Raw genomic sequence first — 18039 nt, forward strand, 5'->3', positions numbered from 1 at the left:
TCTATTTTTCATTCCACCAAACTTTTTATGCTTTTTATCTTAAAAAACATGCATTTTAACGTCTTTAAAAATATTTAAAGACCATTATGTAGTATTAATCCTACTTTATTTTTGTTTCAGCAAATCCAAGCTTCCCGTTTTTTTAAAAGAAATAAATGGTGTACCCCATAAAAATGAAAAACTTTATTAGATTCTCAATTATCTAAAAGGTAGAAAACCAGAAAATGAATTTTAAACAAAAAAGCTGGAAGGAATTATTGACAGAAAGTAGTAGAAAACAAAAAAGAGCGTCTCCACGCTCTTTTTCTTCACACAAATCATCTTAATTTAGGGGCTTATTCTAAAATTAAAACTCACTTTTTATAAATGTTTTCATCTTGGGGAGGATGAAAACGCTAACTCATTAACTCTGGTGTAAAGATACAGCTATTTTTCATTCTACCAAACTTTTTGTGTATTTTATCTTAAAAAATATGCTTTTTAACATATTTTAATATCAAATAAAAACAGATAAGTAGTATTATTCTTACATACTCATGTAAATATGAATGTCTAAAGAAATCAACATATGTAATTTTTTATAACACAATCATTTAATACTTTTGCCGACCTCAAATCAATGAAACATTTATTATAATCAAAGAATTCTACTTAGTTATAGTATTAACTAGATTTGATAATATCAATGGAGGAAATAAAAGAGAATACGGTAGCCCTAAGTTTACGTTTACAAAACGTTATGAATGGTTTAAGTAAAATTTCGCCAGAATCCTGGACGCAATTAGAAAAATTGCTGAAATTCTATTCTATAGAAAAAGATCAATTCATTATTGAAGTAGGACAAATCCCTAAAAATATCTTTTTTATTTATCAAGGTTCTGTGATCTTATACTATACAGACGCAAATGGTAAGGTGTATACTAAGAATTTACTATTTGAAAATGACTTTCCTGCTGCCACCTCTTGTTTGATACAAGAAACGAAAAGTAATATTTCCATCCAATCTATAGAGAAAACTACGCTAATTGGAATTAATTTTAAAAAATTCAGAAAGCTAACTGAAACTTTTCCTGATTTAAAAGATTTATATCTTAAATATTTAGAAGTTAATTGGGTTATAAAGAAAGAAGAAAAAGAATTTCTCTACGCCACAAAAAATGCTACTGAACGATATCTTCATTTGTTACAGCAGTATCCTGACATTGAAAATAGGATTGCTCTCTATCATATAGCATCTTTTCTAAATATTACTTCAACTCAGTTAAGCAGAATAAGAAAAGAATTAAAGAGCTAGATTCATATCTATGATTTAAAAAAGGCTGAAACATTCTACGCCTTACGTTAACTTCTTTAATCCCAGTTATCATAAACAATTCGTATACGCAAATGCTCACGATTTTTTGAATGAATATTTACTTAATAAAAATATGAATACATTGTTTTCAACCTTCTATAGACTAACGCTTTTCTTATGTCTTGTTCAAACTGTTTTTTGCTCTGCGCAAGATATACCTGAAGCAATTTTAAAAATGGAAGATAGCTTGCTCAATAAATTTGCTATTTCCAAAAATGACACGACTAAAATTGATGAATTATACCATTTAAGCAGGAATATTTTTGATTATGATCTTAAAAAAGGAATGAAATACATTAATCAATCCATCCAGTTGGCCGAAAGAATTGATGATGCTTATGGAAAAATGGCCGGTCATCAATTAAAGGGAATTATACTTTATTATATGAGCCGGCACGACCTATCTCAGGAAGAACTTTTCTTGGCGATCAAATTAAACGAAGAAGTACAATCAAAACGTTCTTACGCTTCTATATACAATTATATAGGAATGAATTATTCGAAAATAGAAGAAATTGATAAATCCAAAACCTATTACGAAAAATCACTCCCTTATTATAAAATGCTCAACGATTCTAGTGGAATTGGAAACATTTATAACAACCTTGGATATATGTTATTCAAAAGAGATAAATATGAAGAGGCATCAGATTATTTACATAAAGCAATATCCTACTACAAAGACACTAGCTATATAATTAATAGTAATATAAACCTTATACATATAGACCTAAAAAAAGAACAATATGGACAAGCATATGACAAACTTACGTATATAAAATCGCTCGAAAGCTCTCTTCATGATTTTCTGGACAAGGCAGAGTTTTATTACCTATTCGGTTTGTACTATATGGATACTCGAAACTACGAAAATGCGATTAGTTATCTGCAAAAGTCTCTTGAGCTTTCCAAAGAAAGAGGTATCTCTGATTTTGTAAAGCTTTCACTAGAAAAGCTAAGTGAAATTTATTCCTTCAAAAAAGACTATAAAAAATCCTTAGAGTTGTTTAAAAAATATGCTCAAGTAAACGATAGCATCTCTGATCAACAAACCAAAAAACAAATTGCTCAACTGGAATTAAACCACGAATACGATAATAATCTAGTACAAATAAAACATGAGCAACAAGAAAAAAAAATGTGGTACCTGATCTTTGGATTATCACTTTTTGTAGTTTGTATAGTTTTAGGAACACTCTATTGGTTACAAAAAAAACGAATTAAGATTACGAAAGAAAAACACGTATTGATCCAGAAAAATCTTAAAAACAAGCTACAGGATTCTACTTCAGAAAAATTAAAATTAAAATATGAGTTAAATAGCAAGAAAAAAGAGCTGGTTTTTAAAAATAATGAGTTACTAAATTCGGCCTTAGAAATCATCAAAAACCACGAACTTTTAACCCAGATTAGCAAAAAAATCAAACTCACCACCTCCAAACTCGAAAAAGAGGAAAATATCAAAAAAATTAAAGAACTTGATTCATTTGTGAAACAAACGATGAACCTAGAAAAGTCTAGAAAAGAATTCTATGGGAACATTACGGAGTTACACAAAACCTTTTTATTTGACTTGAATTCAAAATTTCCGAACCTTTCCTCAAAAGAAAAAGAACTTGCTCTTATGCTCAGATTAGGATATTCTTCAAAAGACATCTCTATTTTATCTAATATTTCGCCAAGTTCTGTAGATATGGCACGATACAGATTAAGAAAAAAACTAAATCTATCCTCCGATAAAAAATTACAAGACTTTTTTGATTCTTTATCAAATACCCACGCTTGTACCGATGTCGCATAAACTACAAAGAACTCATTAATTATATGAAAGCATTACTGTAGATAAGATTCAATCATAAAAGACTGAAAATCAGAATAAAAAAAACAAAATTGTAGAGGTTTTTTATGATCAGAAATAAAAAGCTGTAGAGATAATGTAGGGAGCTTAACAAGGAAAAAAAGGGTTTTTAAATCTTAGATTTGCTCCCCGAAAACAAAAACCAAAAAAAACCTTTTTCAATTTAGAAAGAAACATAATTTTTTAATCAAGCTCAAATGTCAGTCAGTTTTAAAAATGAGCTTACCAAACAGAAACAATTACTAATATTTAAATCAAATTTTAATGAAAAAGATTTCACACATTTTATTTTTATTTACTTCTATTTTTATCAGCTCTTGTTGCAATGATGATGATAATCCTCCGGTTGCTTTAGAACCACAACTAATCGAATTAGGAGAATTAAACATCCCTTACAAAAATGCCTTTGCCTACACATTTAGAGAAAATGAACCGGATAATAAAATAACCTATACTTTTAGTGTAGATTTGCAAAGAAGTTATATTATCAAATCAGATCAAAATATAACATTAATCTTGAGAGATGATCAAGGTGCTGTTCTAGCATCGGGAGAAAATTTCATCACAAGCGATCCTTCTAGTTCACAGATCACACCTGGAGAATTACCATCTTCTGGTATTATGACTTTGGAACTTGTCCATAACAATGCTACACCACTTACAGGAAACCTTTCCATTTCTATAAGAGATGTTCGTGACACAGATATGGATCTGGGTGTGCTTTCTACACCGCTAGACGAATCTTTTGATTTTGGTATACAAGATTGTGAACCCGATAATAGACTTGGGATTACTTTTGAAATCGTAGAATCTACAACTTATACGATTTCCACCAATACAGAAGTGTTTATTGCAATATATAATGAACAAGGTACAGTGGTAGCAGAATCTTTAGACGAATCAGAAGTTTCCGGGACATCATTAAGTGCTGGAAAATATACGATCGATTTGGTGAACAAACAAGATTATATTACAATCAATGGATCTATAAGCATAATGTTTGGAAATCCCACTATTGATCCCCAAATTTTTGAATTAGGAGAACTCAATATCCCTTATAAAAACTCTTTTGATTACTCTTTTAGAGAAAATGAACCGGACAATAAAATCACCTATACCTTTAGTGTTGATTTACAAAGAAGTTATATCATTAAATCAGATCAAAATGTAACACTGATCCTAAAAGACAACGAAGATAATATCCTTGCCTCGGAAGATAATTTTATTACAAGTGATCCTGTGAGTTCTGAAATTACTCGCGGAGAAATGCTATCTTCTGGTACCATGACTTTAGAAATTATCAATAGAGATGCAACAGAATTAGCAGGAGATCTTTCCATTTCCATAAGAGGTGCTCGTGATACGGATATGAATCTTGGCGTCCTTTCCACTACGCTAGATGAATCTTATGAATTTAGTATTCAGGATTGCGAACCTGATAACAGACTTGGAATAAATTTTGAAATTGCTTCGTCAGCGATTGCTACTATTTCTGTAAATACAACTAATGCCGACATCACTATTTACGATGAGCAAGGTTCAGTAGTTGCCTCTGCAGAAGAAGGTAGTTCTGAAATAAGAACCATTAACTTGAGTCAGGGAAAATACGAGATTGACTTAGTAAATAAACAAAGCTACATTACAACCGATGGTTCACTTCAAATTAAGTTTGAGCAATCGTAGTAACATCATATCAACATTGTAAACTTTTTAATTAGAGTTCTCGAATTCCGCCTAAACGTCAAATTGATTATATTCAGAAATCAATTTGACGTTTAATTTTTATTTAAAAAACTAAAAATGAGAATAGACATTTTAACCAAGCACGATCTAAATCCTCTTATTCAAGAGCAGATATCCAAATTGTTTCGTCAATTAGGTGGTGATAAAAATCAAGTAGCTCTAGGTGAAATATTAGAAGAAAAAAATCAGATAACACTTGCTTATTGCTCTGAGAATACTAAAATTGAAGGGATAGCCTTGATGGGTACTTATAAAGTTATTTCGGGTAAAAAGGGATGGATCGAAGACGTAGTAGTACAAGCTGATTCTAGAGGTAAGGGAATCGGCAGAAAACTAATAACCAAACTACTTGAAGCGGCTAAACAAAAAAATCTTTCAGAAATACTTCTTTTTACAGAAGACCATCGAACCGCTGCAATTCAACTTTATACCCAGTTAGGTTTTAAAGTAAAAGATAGTCGAATTTACACCCTGAAATTGAACTAAAGATTACACCCTAAACTACATTAAGAAATACCGAACTTAAAACAAAAGTCAGGAATCAATAAAAATTAATTTTATGACTCTTAAAAAAACCTTGATTTTACCAGGCTTCTAATACCTGAGTAACTCCTCAATTTTAACTCTTACTTTTCCTGTAGAAGGAATCATGGTTTGTTCTAATACGCTATTCAGCGGAATCGCAGGCATATTCTCGGAACCAATAGTCATTACCGGTGCATCTAGATAACGGAAACATTCTTCCTGAATTTTTCCTGATAAAGATCGGGCAAAAGAATTATTAGTTGGTTCCTCTGTTACTACTAAACACTTCTTTGTCTTTTTTACAGATTCCATAACAGTGCCCTCATCTAATGGGTATAGGGTGCGTAAATCTATAATCTCTACAACATCTTTCAGATCTTTTGTTGCATTCAATGCCCAATGTACTCCCATTCCGTATGTTACCAAAGTCATTGTTTCCTTTTCTTCCTGTGGCCATATCTGTTGTATTATATTGGCTTTACCAAAAGGTAATATATAATCTTCTGCAGGTTCGATGGTTCTAGCGGCATCAGTTCCTTTTACCTTAGACCAATACAATCCTTTATGTTCTAAAATTACTACAGGATTAGGATCATAATATGCAGCTTTCATTAATCCTTTGAGATCAGCTCCATTACTTGGATATGCAATTTTGATCCCTCTTATATTTGTAACAACAGATTCTACTGAAGATGAATGATAAGGTCCACCACTACCATATGCTCCAATAGGTACTCTTAATATCATAGATACTGGCCATTTACCATTGGATAAATAACAGGATCTACTTACCTCTGTAAACAATTGATTTAGTCCTGGCCATATATAATCTGCAAATTGTACTTCTACAATGGGTTTTAAACCAACAGCAGACATCCCTACCGTAGATCCAACAATAAATGCTTCTTGTATTGGTGTATTAAAAACACGTTCATCACCAAATTTTTGTGCCAATGTAGCAGCTTCTCTAAACACTCCTCCTAATCGTCCTCCTACGTCCTGACCATATAACAAACATTCTTTATGCTTTCGCATTAATTCTTCTACAGCAAAAAGTGCACAATCTACCATTACCACTTCTTCCTTATCCGCTGGAGATCGTTGGCCAGTTTCCTCTGTAATTGGTGTTGGAGCAAAATCGTTTGTAAACAAATCTTCCGGTTTAGGATCTTCTGCTTTCATTGCTTCCTGAAGATCTCTCGCAACTATTTCTTTTGCTTCAGCTTCTATAGCATTTACCTCATCTTCAGTAAAACCGACTTCTAATAGCTGGTTTCTTAATACCGGATATGGATCTCTTGATCGAGCTTCTTCCAGATCATCACGATACCATTCCATTCGTACTCCCGATGTATGATGGTTTAATAATGGTACTTTTGCATGAACTAAAATGGGTCTTCTTTCTTCTCTTATAATTCGAATGGCTTCTTGTACTGCTACATAACTTTCTGTAAAATTGGCTCCATCAATGGTGATGGCATCTAATCCATGGAATCCTGCTGCATACTCATAGGCGCTTTGCGCTCTGGTTTCAGCTTCATTCGCAGAAATATCCCAACCATTATCCTGCACCAAATACAATATCGGCAACTGCTTTAAAGCGGCCATCTGAAATGCTTCTGCAATCTCTCCTTCGGTAACCGATGCATCACCCAGCGAACATACGACGAGAGGTGCAGCCATAGGCTGTTTATTTATCTCACTCTTATGGGAATCCTTATGATCGATCCCAACCAGTTCTTTATACTGCATTCCCAATGCAACTCCTGTAGCAGGAATTGCCTGCATACCTGTGGCAGATGATTGGTGTGGAATTTTTGGTTTGTCATCATCTCTAAGACTCGGATGCGAATAATAGGTTCTTCCTCCAGAAAAAGGATCATTCTTTTTCGCCAACAATTGCAACATTAAGTCATAAGGTTTCATTCCGATCCCTAACAACATAGAATCATCTCTATAATACGGAAAGGCGTAATCCTGAGGTAATAATTGCATAGCTACAGCAATCTGAATAGCTTCATGCCCTCTGGATGTTGCATGAACATATTTTGAAACCGTCTTAAAATTTTCTTCATATAGTTCTGTCATACTTTTAGCAGTACATAACGTACTAAACGCCTTTTTCAGAACTTCTTTTGCTATTGTTTTTTCAGCTAACATCTCTCTTTAATTTTTGATGTACGATTTATGAGTTACGATTACTCGCAATTCTGAATACTTAATTCGTAATTAGTATTTATTCTACTTTCTCTTCTATAGAAACAGGTATGATCCAATCAAATTTATCGTCTACTTTTTGAGTCTTGATCCCATCCAATGTATTTTTTACATCCTGACTTACAGGATTATCATCAGACAATGTAATTACTTCATCTTTATAACCAATTGCTTCTATCATAGCAATAGCAACTGCTGTTCCCGTACCGAAAGCTTCTTCTAACTTTCCTTTTCCGGCATATGCAATTAACTCATCAATAGTGATCGGACGCTCTTCTACCTCAAAACCTTTATCTTTTAATAAAGAAATGACACTATCTCTTGTAATTCCTTTCAGAATAGAACCATCTGTTGATGGTGTTATGAATTTACCGTCTATTTTGAAAAATATATTCATCGTACCAACTTCCTGAATATATTTATGTTCATTAGCATCTAACCATAATACCTGATCATATCCTTTTTCTTTTGCCTTTTCAGTAGGAAGTATGGCTGCTGCGTAATTTCCTGCAGCTTTTGCTTCACCGGTTCCTCCATCTGCTGCTCTTATGTATTCAGTTTCTGCGTACAATCGAATTTTCTTAGTAAAAAATGGACCTGCCGGAGAACAAATTATAATGAATTTATAGCTGGTAGCTGCTCTCATACCTATAAACGGTTCATCTGCATACATAAAAGGTCTTAGATATAATGCACTTCCATCTTTTGGGGGAATCCAACTATGTTCTACTCCAACGATTTGCTTTACCGCTTCTACAAAAAGGTCAGTAGGAACTGAAGGCATTCCTAATCTAGCCGCACTATGGTTAAACCGCTTTGCATTCTCTTCAGGACGAAAAAGTAATGGAGTATTCTCTTTTCCGACAGTCGCTTTCATTCCTTCAAAAATTGCTTGACCATAATGAAGTGCCATTGCTGCAGGATGTGTTGGGATCAGCTCCAATGGTTCAATTCTAGGATTGTTCCAGGTTCCATTTTTATATTCACAGATGAACATATGATCTGTAAAAGTTGTTCCCAAAGGAATATTATCAAAATCGATATCCTTTAGTTTTGAGTTTGAGGTTCTGGTAATTTTGATTTGTTGTTCCATTTTGATTTATTTTGGGCGCATCCCACCTGAGGCGGGTCGGGCTATCCGCTATATCTTTTCTGTCTTACTTCTCGACTCCGCTCGAAGTGCCAGAAAAGGATGTCACTACTATCCCTTGCGCATTTATTATATTTCTCTATTTATATCAAAAGCTTCTAGTTCATCTCCTACTTTACGTAAAAACGAACCTCCTAAAAATCCATCTACCACCCGATGATCAAATGACAAGGATAAATACATCATACTTCTGATTGCAATTTCGTCGCCTTTGTCTGTTTTGATTACTTCCGGTCTTTTCTTAATAATCCCCAAAGCCAGAATAGCAACTTCCGGTTGATTGATGATGGGTGTTCCCATTAAACTACCAAACGTTCCCACATTAGAAATTGTAAAGGTGCTTCCTCCAATCTCATCAGGTTTCAAAGCATTATTTCTTGCACTGTTTGCCAATTGATTTACATTTTTGGCTAGACCTAATAAGTTCTTTTCATCAGCATTTCTAACTACAGGAACAATTAAGTTTCCACTAGGTAATGCTGTGGCCATACCAACATTGATGTCTTTATGAACTATAATTTTTTTGCCATCAACAGAAACATTGATCATTGGATATTCCTGAATTGCTTTGGCTACAGCTTCTACAAAAATTGGAGTAAAGGTTAATTTCTCACCATGTTTTTCTAAAAACTCATGTTTTACTTTACTTCTCCAATTGACTAAGTTTGTTACATCTACTTCTATATAACTTGTTACATGAGGTGATGTATGTTTAGAATACACCATATGATCTGCAATCATGGTTCTCATACGATCCATTTCTACAATACGATCTTTTCCTTCTATATAAGAAATTGGAGGTGCATTATATGATGGTTTTGGAGCAATAGCTTGTGGTCTGCTAGGTAATGGATACTTTCTGTTTTTAAGATACAGCATCACATCACTCTTACGAATACGACCACCATCTCCGGTACCAGCAATACTTTGAACTTCTTCTATGGTCAAGTTTTCTTTTTGAGCTATACTGATCACTAGCGGAGACAAGAAAACATCGTTTACCGAGGAAAGCTCTGACTTAAATTGCCCTCTCTGTCCGCTTTTGGCGGACATCTCTCCCAAAGGGAGAGAAGCTTGATCACGTTTTTGTTCATCAGACGAAAGATTTTGTGATTTCTCGGATTTATCTACATTGGATATAGCTCCTAATTCTGCGCTAATAATTGCTATTACCTGACCTACTTCAACCACTTCATTAGGTTGAAAAAGTAACTCTGTAATTGTTCCATTACAAGGAGAAGGTATTTCAGAATCTACTTTGTCTGTAGCAACTTCCAAAATAGTTTCATCTTCTTCTACAGTATCACCTACATTCTTTAACCAACTAAGAATGGTTGCTTCGGATATACTTTCGCCCATTTTGGGCATTTTTAATTCTACTCTTGACATTTTTTATAATTATGAATTCAGAATTACGGTTTAACTTTTATAATTATAATCCTACTGTTTTCAACGAACTAATGTTTGTTAGTTATTATCTTTTCCTTTTTTAATTTTTTAAAGAGAATGTTACTAAAGGTCAGTACGTCCTTATCGATCCACTGCACATATCTCCTTCTTCAACACCTTTAACCCAAGGCACTAATGTCTCAATTCTTTTTTCTGTCAGCTCTATTAAATAATTTGAAATACACATCGAATGACTCGTTCCATAATACAACGTCCCACGATCAGGATATTTCATAGCTAACTCTGAATCCCTAAATTGTGTCCATAACCGCTGAGTTTTTTTAAGATTAGAAATGAATAATGAATCTTCTCTATAATCACTTAATATCCTTTGATAGGCAGCATTTAATTTTGCATCAACTTCAAGGAAATCCTGATACGCCTGTTTATTCATATCGGTTTGCGTCTGCGAATAACCATTCACATTAATTACTATAGTAATCACAGTAAAACAGATAAATTCAAAATATCTTTGATAATCTCCAGACATTAATTTTTTCTCTAAATTATTTATTTTTAAACTCCTCTAGTGTTTTATAAAACGCCTCTTGCGTTGGCCTATCTTTTGGCATCTCTCTTAATGGTTCTACTTCTTCTAGCGACTCAAAGCAATCCGCTGGTAATTGTTGGTATAACTTTGTTCCTTTCGTTTTCCAGTTAATCATCTCTTCACTTACCTCTTTAATAACTTTTGCCGGATTGCCAACAATCAAACTTCTTTTTGGAAAAACGGCATTTGCTTTTACAAAAGACATAGCGCCAACGATACACTCATCTCCAATCTCTGCATCATCCATAATAACCGTATTCATTCCTACAAGACAATTACGTCCCAAATTAGCTCCATGAATAACAGCACCGTGGCCTACGTGAGCACTTTCCTTAAGTACAATAGATTTACCAGGGAACATATGTACGGTACAGTTTTCTTGTACGTTCACTCCGTCTTCAAGAATAATTTCACCCCAATCTCCTCGTATGGCAGCTCCAGGACCGATATAACAATTCTTACCAATAATAACATTACCCGTTACTGCGGCTAACGGATGTACGAAACTGCTTTCGTGTACTACTGGTATGTATCCTTTGAAACTGTAAATCATGTTTTGTTTTTTTATTCTTTTCTTTTTTGCATTGCCCAAAAAAGAAACAAAAAAGTCTAGTCTTAAGAAACCTCAGCTAAAAATATCGCTCTCTACGCTAAATTAAATGAAGCCTTACTGCTAGTTTGTGCCTCCCATTGATCAATTATATTTTGAAATAATTTATCAATTCTAACATTTTGCGAATTTAATTTTCTGCTTAGTTCACTTCATTTTTTACGCTGAACTTTCTTAGGACACTTTATATATTTCAAGCCATTAATCTTCACTCTCATCTTCTCTATCTTACCTCTTATTTAAATCTTTTCAAGGTTTCTTTTGTAAAATCACTTAAAACTAATCTTCCACTTATTACGGCTCTATCTGCCAAAAGCGTGTCCCAGTGTTCCGTTCCTTCCCAAAAAGCTTTCTTCATATCTCGCATTGCTTCAGGGTTATAGGTACATAAGTGTTCTGCAAATGCTTTTACCTCTGTATCTAACGTCTCGCTATCTTCAAAAACTTTGGTAAACAATCCTTTATCTCTTGCCCATTCTGCATCATAAAACGAATTAGCATCGATCGCTATTTGTGTCATTGCTGATAGCCCTATTTTTCTTTCTACAGCAGGTCCTACAACGAAAGGCCCTATACCTACATTCAATTCGCTTAATTTAATAGCAGCAAATTTTGTCGCCATGCAATAATCTGTTGCTGATGCAACTCCAACTCCTCCACCAACTGTTTTACCTTGCACGCGACCAATAATAAATTTTGGACATTTACGCATTGCGTTAATCACATTAGCAAATCCCGAGAAAAATATTTTACCCGTTTGGGCGTCATTTATATTGATCAATTCTTTAAAACTGGCTCCTGCGCAAAACGTTCTATCTCCTCCACTTTTTAGCACAATAACTTTAATTTCGTCATTACTCCCAGCATCTGTTATAGTCTGAGCTAACTTTGCCAGAATATCACCTGGTAGCGAGTTATGGGCTGGATGGAAAAACTCTATAGTTCCTACTCCGTTTTCTATTTCTATGTTTACGTAAGGTGCTGTCAATTCTTTATTCTTAAATTTTACAATAATCCAAATTGTTCAAGGTGATGATTCAAATGCTTTACGTTTAATAAATCCCATTCGAACTTATTCATCTCTCCAAACACTACATTTTTTGTTACCCCTTCTGGATTTTCTTTGAAATACGTTTCAAATTCATCCATTGCTTCCAATAATTTCATCTTGGCCGTAGCTAAATTGTCATGAACCAACTCTTCTAATACTCCTTCTTTCATTAAAGGATGATTATGTCCTTGGGGCATTGGTTTATGATTATAGATCATCTCTTGTACCTTCTCTAAATACTGTTCTGGCGTAGCAATCTCAAAATCCTGAATTTCTCCGCCACCAATTCTAATTGTTTTTTCTAAGTGCTCCACCATATGCTGTGCAGTCATCATTCCCCATTTAGGTTTGGTGTCTCCTGTTAGCTTTGCTAAATATCCTTCAATATTTGATCGATTTACTTGTACAAATGGTGATTTCTTTTGTACCATTGTCAAAATTGTAGCGATTGCTGCTAATTCATCTTCTTGGTCAAATACCTCTACAAACCATTTTACAATTCCGCTAGGTAATTCTTTGCCACGATGATCTCGATCTATTTTTTGTTTACACGTTAATCTCACATAGACAGTATCATTATGATAAATAGGGCGTAAGAATCTACATTCTTCTAATCCATAATTGGCTGTCACTGGTCCCTTATTAGGATACACAAACAATCCTGCTGCTGCGGCTAGAATAAAATATCCGTGAGCAGTACGTTTTTCGAAAATACTTCCTTCTAAAGAGGTGATATCGGTATGGGCATAAAAATGATCCCAAGTCAGGTTACCAAAATTGATAATATCTGTATCTGTTACTGTTCTCTTATGAGTTTTAAGAGACATTCCTGGTTGGATATCTTCCCAATGATATGCAAATGGATGTTTATCTGATTCTTTATATTTTGAATTCGCCTGATAGATTCCGGTCACTTCAGTTAAAGTAGTTGGTGTTCCTTGCACGGCGCATCGTTGCATATAATGTTTGATGCCACGCATTCCTCCCATTTCTTCTCCGCCACCTGCTCTTCCTGGCCCTCCGTGTGTAAGCATTGGCAATGGAGAACCATGACCTGTACTTTGTTTTGCATTTTCTCTATTTCCTACTAAAATACGTCCATGATGAGAAGCTGCTCCAACTACATATTCTTTTGCAATTTGGTCGTCGTATGTAAAAATAGAAGACACCAAAGATCCTTTCCCCATTTGGGCTAACGTAATGGCATCATCCAATGTATCATATGGAATAATAGTAGATACCGGTCCAAAAGCTTCTATTTCATGAACATTAGTATTTTGGAAAGGATTATCTTGTCTCATCAAAATTGGACTAACAAAAGCTCCTTTTTGCGCATCTGCACCAACAGTTTCTATTTTATCTAGATCGCCATACACAATCTGAGCTGTTTTAGCAATTTCGGAAACATTATTTTTAAAACTTTCTACTTGTTGTTTACTTGCCAAAGCTCCCATTCTTACTTCCTTCAATCTAGGGTCACCAATAGTTACTTTATCTAATTGTTTGCCTAAAGCAATCTGTACATCTTCCACAAGTTTTGATGGTACTATGATTCTACGAATCGCTGTACATTTTTGACCTGTTTTCACGGTCATTTCTTTTCTAACTTCCTTCACGAATAAGTCGAACTCCGGAGTTCCCGGCACTCCATCTTCTCCTAGAATACAAGCATTTAATGAATCTGCTTCCATCGTAAACGGAACAGATTCTTCTATCAATCTTGGATGTGCTTTTAATATTCTTCCTGTATGTGCCGAACCTGTAAATGTTACTACATCTTGTGATCCTACTGTATCTAAGATATTCTTAGTCATTCCGCTTAAAAGCTGCAATGATCCTTCTGGTAAAATCCCTGAATCCACAATTACTCTCACCACAGCTTCGGTAAGATATGCAGTTTGTGGTGCTGGTAAAACCACTGCCGGCATTCCTGCCATCCAGTTTACAGCACATTTTTCCAGCATTCCCCAAATCGGAAAATTAAAGGCATTGATATGAACCGCTACACCTCGCTTTGGTACTAATATGTGATGTGCCATAAATCTTCCTCCTCTTGACAAATCAATAGGATCTCCTTCTACGTGATAGGATTGATTAGGAAATAGCTTACGTAAAGACGCATTGGCAAAAAGATTGCCAAAACCACCTTCTATATCAATCCAACTGTCAACTCGAGTAGCTCCTGTCCTATAACTTAACTCATAGAACTGTTCTTTTCTTTTAGTAAGATATAGTGCTAAAGATTTAAGCATATTTCCTCTCTCCTGAAAAGTCATCTTTCGTAACACCTCACCACCTTTCGTTCTTCCGTATTGTAAAACTTCTGGAATATCCAAGCCTTCGGTAGTAGATGTGCCTATAACTTCTCCAGTAACGGCATCGTTCATTACGATTCCTTCACCAGAACCTTCAGCCCATTTTCCGGTTATGTATGATTGTAGCTTCATGTTTTTTAATTAATCTTTATTGCTGATAATACGTTTCAATCTCTGATAAAATTTGAAATACCTCTTCTTTATTATTTTCTAATGTTCTTCGATACCAAAAGGTTTTGTCCCATACCTCAAAATGTGTTTGCGTCTCATTAGCCTTTAAAAACAACTCTTCAAAATATGATTCTTGATCTTCTATTTTATCGACAAAATCATAGGACTTTAATAATTCTGCAACTTGTTTTTCAAACACTTTTTGATAAAAACTTTTTGGAATATAATTAAAAAACTCTCCTTTATACTTTTCAAAAGTATTTCTAAGGTGAATAGGATTTCTTAAAGTATCCATCTGATTTTTTATAACCGATATCATAATTCCCTCAGGAGTATTCAAGTCCCGATAAATAAAATTACTTACAAAACTGTGCAACGAAAAATTACTTGTATCAATTTCAGCTCTACGGTGGAACAACTCATAACCTAAAATGCTTTTATAAAAAGTCATTTCTCCTTCTGACTTAAATAAATTTACCAAAAGTTGAGGAGCAGATGTATCGCTATATCTTCGTAAATCTCTTTTTTCAATTTCCAATGCTTTATATACATCCCAATCTTCTGTATCTGTGAAATAATGAATTACGGTTTCAGAATAATTGTTCTCATTATCTTTTGCTTCCTGCAGAGCTAAACTATGTTCATACAGTTCATCCATTGTCTTTCTTGATGCGCCTTTCTCTACCAGATGAACCTGGTAATAAAAATAAACTCCTAAGCCAATTAGGACCGTATTAATTATTCCGAAAATCCAATATGTCTTTTTCACGGTTTAAATACTTTTATTGAATCTCATTTAAAATTTTTAATACTACCTCTAAATTTCCTTCTGTATATCTTCGATCCCAAAAACCATACAATTCTATTTTACGTTCCATTTCATTAACATAATAATACTTAACTGTGTCTATTTCGCTAAGGTTAATATCCTCTAATATTGGTTTTATCTCATCAACTAATTCTTTGTCATCATAGTTATATTCTTTGAATAGAGACTTATAAGGAGTTTTAAGAACACCTTGATTAAATATTTTCAATAAATCTTTTATTCGTTGCTCAGGTGTTTCACCATATTTCATCTCTATGGAAGGCATAAATTTCATTATTCTATTTTTATGAGATTTCCAAAAATTATCAATAAAGTCAACAGAACGAATATCTTGAGACAGGTACTCCATCAAGTGTTTGGTTGCTACTTTCTCTTTAATGAAGGTATCTACAGAAACGCTTTCTGGTTTAAAAAAGTTACGTTTGAACTCTGCCAAATCATAATCATCGTATAAAATATCCTCTTCTATCTCTAAGTCTGAATATGTGTAGATATTTTGAAGAATTACCCAAAACGGAATTGGCGGTGGTATTCCATCTGATAATTTTTCTACTGAAGTATTGAAAAAATACTCAGAATCATAATCCATACCATCATCATACGCTTCTTCTTCTATTTCATTCCTAAAGGTATAACTCTCAAATAATTCGGATTTGGTTGTATGTTGCTGTAAAATATATTCACTAGTATTCTTTAGATATTCATAATGATTTTTAATATCTATGTATAATTGTTTTTCTGTACTTTCTTTTCTAAAAATCTCTAATTTTTGTTTGTTAGCCAATATTTGTTTATTCGCATCTTGTTCTGTAAAAACCTCCTCCTCTAAATAATCTTCATATAGATCCCAAGTAATTGCAGTTACTATGTATGTCCCAAGTACCATTAGAATGACTAAAAGAGCATTGCGTATTGGTTTTGCATTGGGGTTTTTGCTGGAGTTAAAAATAACAACAGCAATAATTAAGGTAAAGACAAAGACTATAAAAGGGATGCCCATAATTATTTCATTTTAGCATTTTCAATAACAGCGGCATATCCTTGTCCTACACCTACACACATGGTGATTAATGCGTATCTTTTGTTTTGTTCTTGTAATTCCAGAGCTGCGGAGTATGCAATTCTGGTTCCCGTAACTCCAAGAGGGTGTCCTATAGCTATAGATCCTCCGTTAGGATTGATACGGGGATCATCATCTTTTAATCCCCATTCTCTGATACACGCTAGCGCTTGTGAAGCAAAAGCTTCATTTAGTTCAATCACGTCAATATCATCTATTGTAATTCCTGCTTTTTGTAAAGCTTTATTAGAAGCCTGAACAGGGCCTATCCCCATAATTCTAGGTTCTACCCCTACTACTGCAGAACTTACGATCCGTGCAAGAGGTTTTAAATTATATTTTTTTACTGCATCCTCTGAAGCAATAATAGTAGCAGCAGCACCATCGTTGAGTCCAGATGAATTTCCTGCAGTTACGCTTCCATCTTTTTTAAAGGCAGGTCGTAATTTACCCAATACCTCTTTGGTAGTGGTTGGTTTGATGAATTCGTCCTTAGAAAACTGAATTGGATTTTTTTTTCTTTGTGGAATTTCTACAGTAGTTATTTCTTTTGCCAACCGTCCGGATTCTTGTGCTTTGGTTGCTTTCATCTGACTCCAATATGCAAAAGCATCCTGGTCTTCTCGTGATATATTATATTTTTCTACTAAATTCTCAGCAGTATTTCCCATTCCATCTGTACCATACAATTCGTGCATCTTTTTGTTTACGAATCGCCATCCAAAACTAGAGTCATACATTTTAGAGTCGTTACCAAACGCTGAAGATGGTTTTGCTATGACATAGGGTCCACGTGTCATGTTTTCTACTCCTCCAGAAATAAAAAGGTCACCGTCTCCTGCTTTTATTGCCCTATTCGCGTGTATGATCGCAGAGAGCCCTGAACTACATAAACGATTTACAGTTTCTCCTGGTACGGTGAATGGAAGTCCAGCTAATAAAGAGCACATTCTAGCCACATTTCGATTATCTTCTCCTGCCTGATTAGCGCATCCCATAATGACATCATCATAGTCTTCTTTAGGAATGTTTGGATTCTTTTCTACCAAATCTTTGATAACCAAAGCTCCCAAATCATCAGTTCTAACAGCAGATAATGTTCCCTTATAACTTCCTATGGGAGTTCGAACTCCATCTATTATATATGCTTCCATTAA

The 18039-nt window shown here is 34.2% G+C and carries 14 protein-coding genes; 4 read left to right on the forward strand and 10 right to left on the reverse strand.

Going from position 1 to position 18039, the window contains the following annotated elements; translation table 11 throughout:
- Window positions 1-685: 685 nt before the first annotated feature.
- From ACFSR1_RS08910 to ACFSR1_RS08925, 4 genes are all read left to right on the forward strand, one after another.
- Window positions 686-1294: a Crp/Fnr family transcriptional regulator gene (locus tag ACFSR1_RS08910; RefSeq protein WP_378291666.1), complete on the forward strand. Its 609-nt coding sequence runs from the start codon at window positions 686-688 to the stop codon at window positions 1292-1294.
- A 133-nt stretch (window positions 1295-1427) separates the two neighbouring features.
- Complete coding sequence (locus ACFSR1_RS08915; protein WP_378291668.1) at window positions 1428-3155, forward strand: tetratricopeptide repeat protein; 1728 nt, start codon at window positions 1428-1430, stop codon at window positions 3153-3155.
- 321 nt (window positions 3156-3476) lie between these two features.
- The gene (locus ACFSR1_RS08920) at window positions 3477-4895 is read left to right on the forward strand and encodes a hypothetical protein (protein ID WP_378291670.1); all 1419 of its coding nucleotides are present in this window, start codon (window positions 3477-3479) and stop codon (window positions 4893-4895) included.
- Between the two features lie 117 nt (window positions 4896-5012).
- Window positions 5013-5441 carry a GNAT family N-acetyltransferase gene (locus tag ACFSR1_RS08925; protein WP_378291672.1) on the forward strand — a complete coding sequence of 143 codons (429 nt, stop codon included), beginning with the start codon at window positions 5013-5015 and terminating at the stop codon, window positions 5439-5441.
- Between the two features lie 108 nt (window positions 5442-5549).
- Here the strand turns inward: ACFSR1_RS08925 and ACFSR1_RS08930 are convergent, their stop codons facing one another.
- The 10 genes from ACFSR1_RS08930 to ACFSR1_RS08975 all read right to left on the reverse strand — a co-directional run bounded on the left by ACFSR1_RS08930 (window position 5550) and on the right by ACFSR1_RS08975 (window position 18036).
- On the reverse strand, window positions 5550-7640 hold the full coding sequence (locus ACFSR1_RS08930; protein ID WP_378291674.1) for an alpha-ketoacid dehydrogenase subunit alpha/beta: 2091 nt from the start codon (window positions 7638-7640) through the stop codon (window positions 5550-5552).
- Between the two features lie 76 nt (window positions 7641-7716).
- Window positions 7717-8790, reverse strand: a complete 1074-nt coding sequence (locus ACFSR1_RS08935; protein ID WP_378291676.1) for a branched-chain amino acid aminotransferase — start codon at window positions 8788-8790, stop codon at window positions 7717-7719.
- 126 nt (window positions 8791-8916) lie between these two features.
- On the reverse strand, window positions 8917-10236 hold the full coding sequence (locus ACFSR1_RS08940) for a dihydrolipoamide acetyltransferase family protein (RefSeq protein ID WP_378291677.1): 1320 nt from the start codon (window positions 10234-10236) through the stop codon (window positions 8917-8919).
- 130 nt (window positions 10237-10366) lie between these two features.
- Entirely contained in the window at window positions 10367-10786 is a 420-nt protein-coding gene (locus ACFSR1_RS08945; protein ID WP_378291679.1) for a lysozyme inhibitor LprI family protein, read from the reverse strand.
- A gap of 16 nt (window positions 10787-10802) precedes the next feature.
- Window positions 10803-11399: an acyltransferase gene (locus ACFSR1_RS08950; RefSeq protein ID WP_378291681.1), complete on the reverse strand. Its 597-nt coding sequence runs from the start codon at window positions 11397-11399 to the stop codon at window positions 10803-10805.
- 292 nt (window positions 11400-11691) lie between these two features.
- A complete protein-coding gene (locus tag ACFSR1_RS08955) occupies window positions 11692-12444 on the reverse strand; it encodes an enoyl-CoA hydratase/isomerase family protein (protein WP_378291683.1) in 753 nt (250 codons plus the stop codon).
- A gap of 17 nt (window positions 12445-12461) precedes the next feature.
- Entirely contained in the window at window positions 12462-14954 is a 2493-nt protein-coding gene (paaZ, locus tag ACFSR1_RS08960) for a phenylacetic acid degradation bifunctional protein PaaZ (RefSeq protein ID WP_378291685.1), read from the reverse strand.
- Window positions 14955-14970: 16 nt separating this feature from the next.
- Window positions 14971-15762, reverse strand: a complete 792-nt coding sequence (locus ACFSR1_RS08965; protein ID WP_378291687.1) for a hypothetical protein — start codon at window positions 15760-15762, stop codon at window positions 14971-14973.
- A gap of 13 nt (window positions 15763-15775) precedes the next feature.
- Window positions 15776-16822: a hypothetical protein gene (locus ACFSR1_RS08970; protein WP_378291689.1), complete on the reverse strand. Its 1047-nt coding sequence runs from the start codon at window positions 16820-16822 to the stop codon at window positions 15776-15778.
- A 2-nt stretch (window positions 16823-16824) separates the two neighbouring features.
- The gene (locus tag ACFSR1_RS08975) at window positions 16825-18036 is read right to left on the reverse strand and encodes a 3-oxoadipyl-CoA thiolase (RefSeq protein ID WP_378291691.1); all 1212 of its coding nucleotides are present in this window, start codon (window positions 18034-18036) and stop codon (window positions 16825-16827) included.
- Window positions 18037-18039: the final 3 nt, after the last annotated feature.

The organism is Aquimarina rubra, from assembly GCF_042684305.1.
Lineage (GTDB): Bacteria > Bacteroidota > Bacteroidia > Flavobacteriales > Flavobacteriaceae > Aquimarina > Aquimarina rubra.

Coding starts and splice junctions, on each gene's coding strand:
- ACFSR1_RS08910 (WP_378291666.1), top strand. CDS start 686: ATGGAGGAAATAAAAGAGAATACGGTAGCCCTAAGTTTACGTTTACAA.
- ACFSR1_RS08915 (WP_378291668.1), top strand. CDS start 1,428: ATGAATACATTGTTTTCAACCTTCTATAGACTAACGCTTTTCTTATGT.
- ACFSR1_RS08920 (WP_378291670.1), top strand. CDS start 3,477: ATGAAAAAGATTTCACACATTTTATTTTTATTTACTTCTATTTTTATC.
- ACFSR1_RS08925 (WP_378291672.1), top strand. CDS start 5,013: ATGAGAATAGACATTTTAACCAAGCACGATCTAAATCCTCTTATTCAA.
- ACFSR1_RS08930 (WP_378291674.1), bottom strand. CDS start 7,640: ATGTTAGCTGAAAAAACAATAGCAAAAGAAGTTCTGAAAAAGGCGTTT.
- ACFSR1_RS08935 (WP_378291676.1), bottom strand. CDS start 8,790: ATGGAACAACAAATCAAAATTACCAGAACCTCAAACTCAAAACTAAAG.
- ACFSR1_RS08940 (WP_378291677.1), bottom strand. CDS start 10,236: ATGTCAAGAGTAGAATTAAAAATGCCCAAAATGGGCGAAAGTATATCC.
- ACFSR1_RS08945 (WP_378291679.1), bottom strand. CDS start 10,786: ATGTCTGGAGATTATCAAAGATATTTTGAATTTATCTGTTTTACTGTG.
- ACFSR1_RS08950 (WP_378291681.1), bottom strand. CDS start 11,399: ATGATTTACAGTTTCAAAGGATACATACCAGTAGTACACGAAAGCAGT.
- paaZ (WP_378291685.1), bottom strand. CDS start 14,954: ATGAAGCTACAATCATACATAACCGGAAAATGGGCTGAAGGTTCTGGT.
- ACFSR1_RS08970 (WP_378291689.1), bottom strand. CDS start 16,822: ATGGGCATCCCTTTTATAGTCTTTGTCTTTACCTTAATTATTGCTGTT.
- ACFSR1_RS08975 (WP_378291691.1), bottom strand. CDS start 18,036: ATGGAAGCATATATAATAGATGGAGTTCGAACTCCCATAGGAAGTTAT.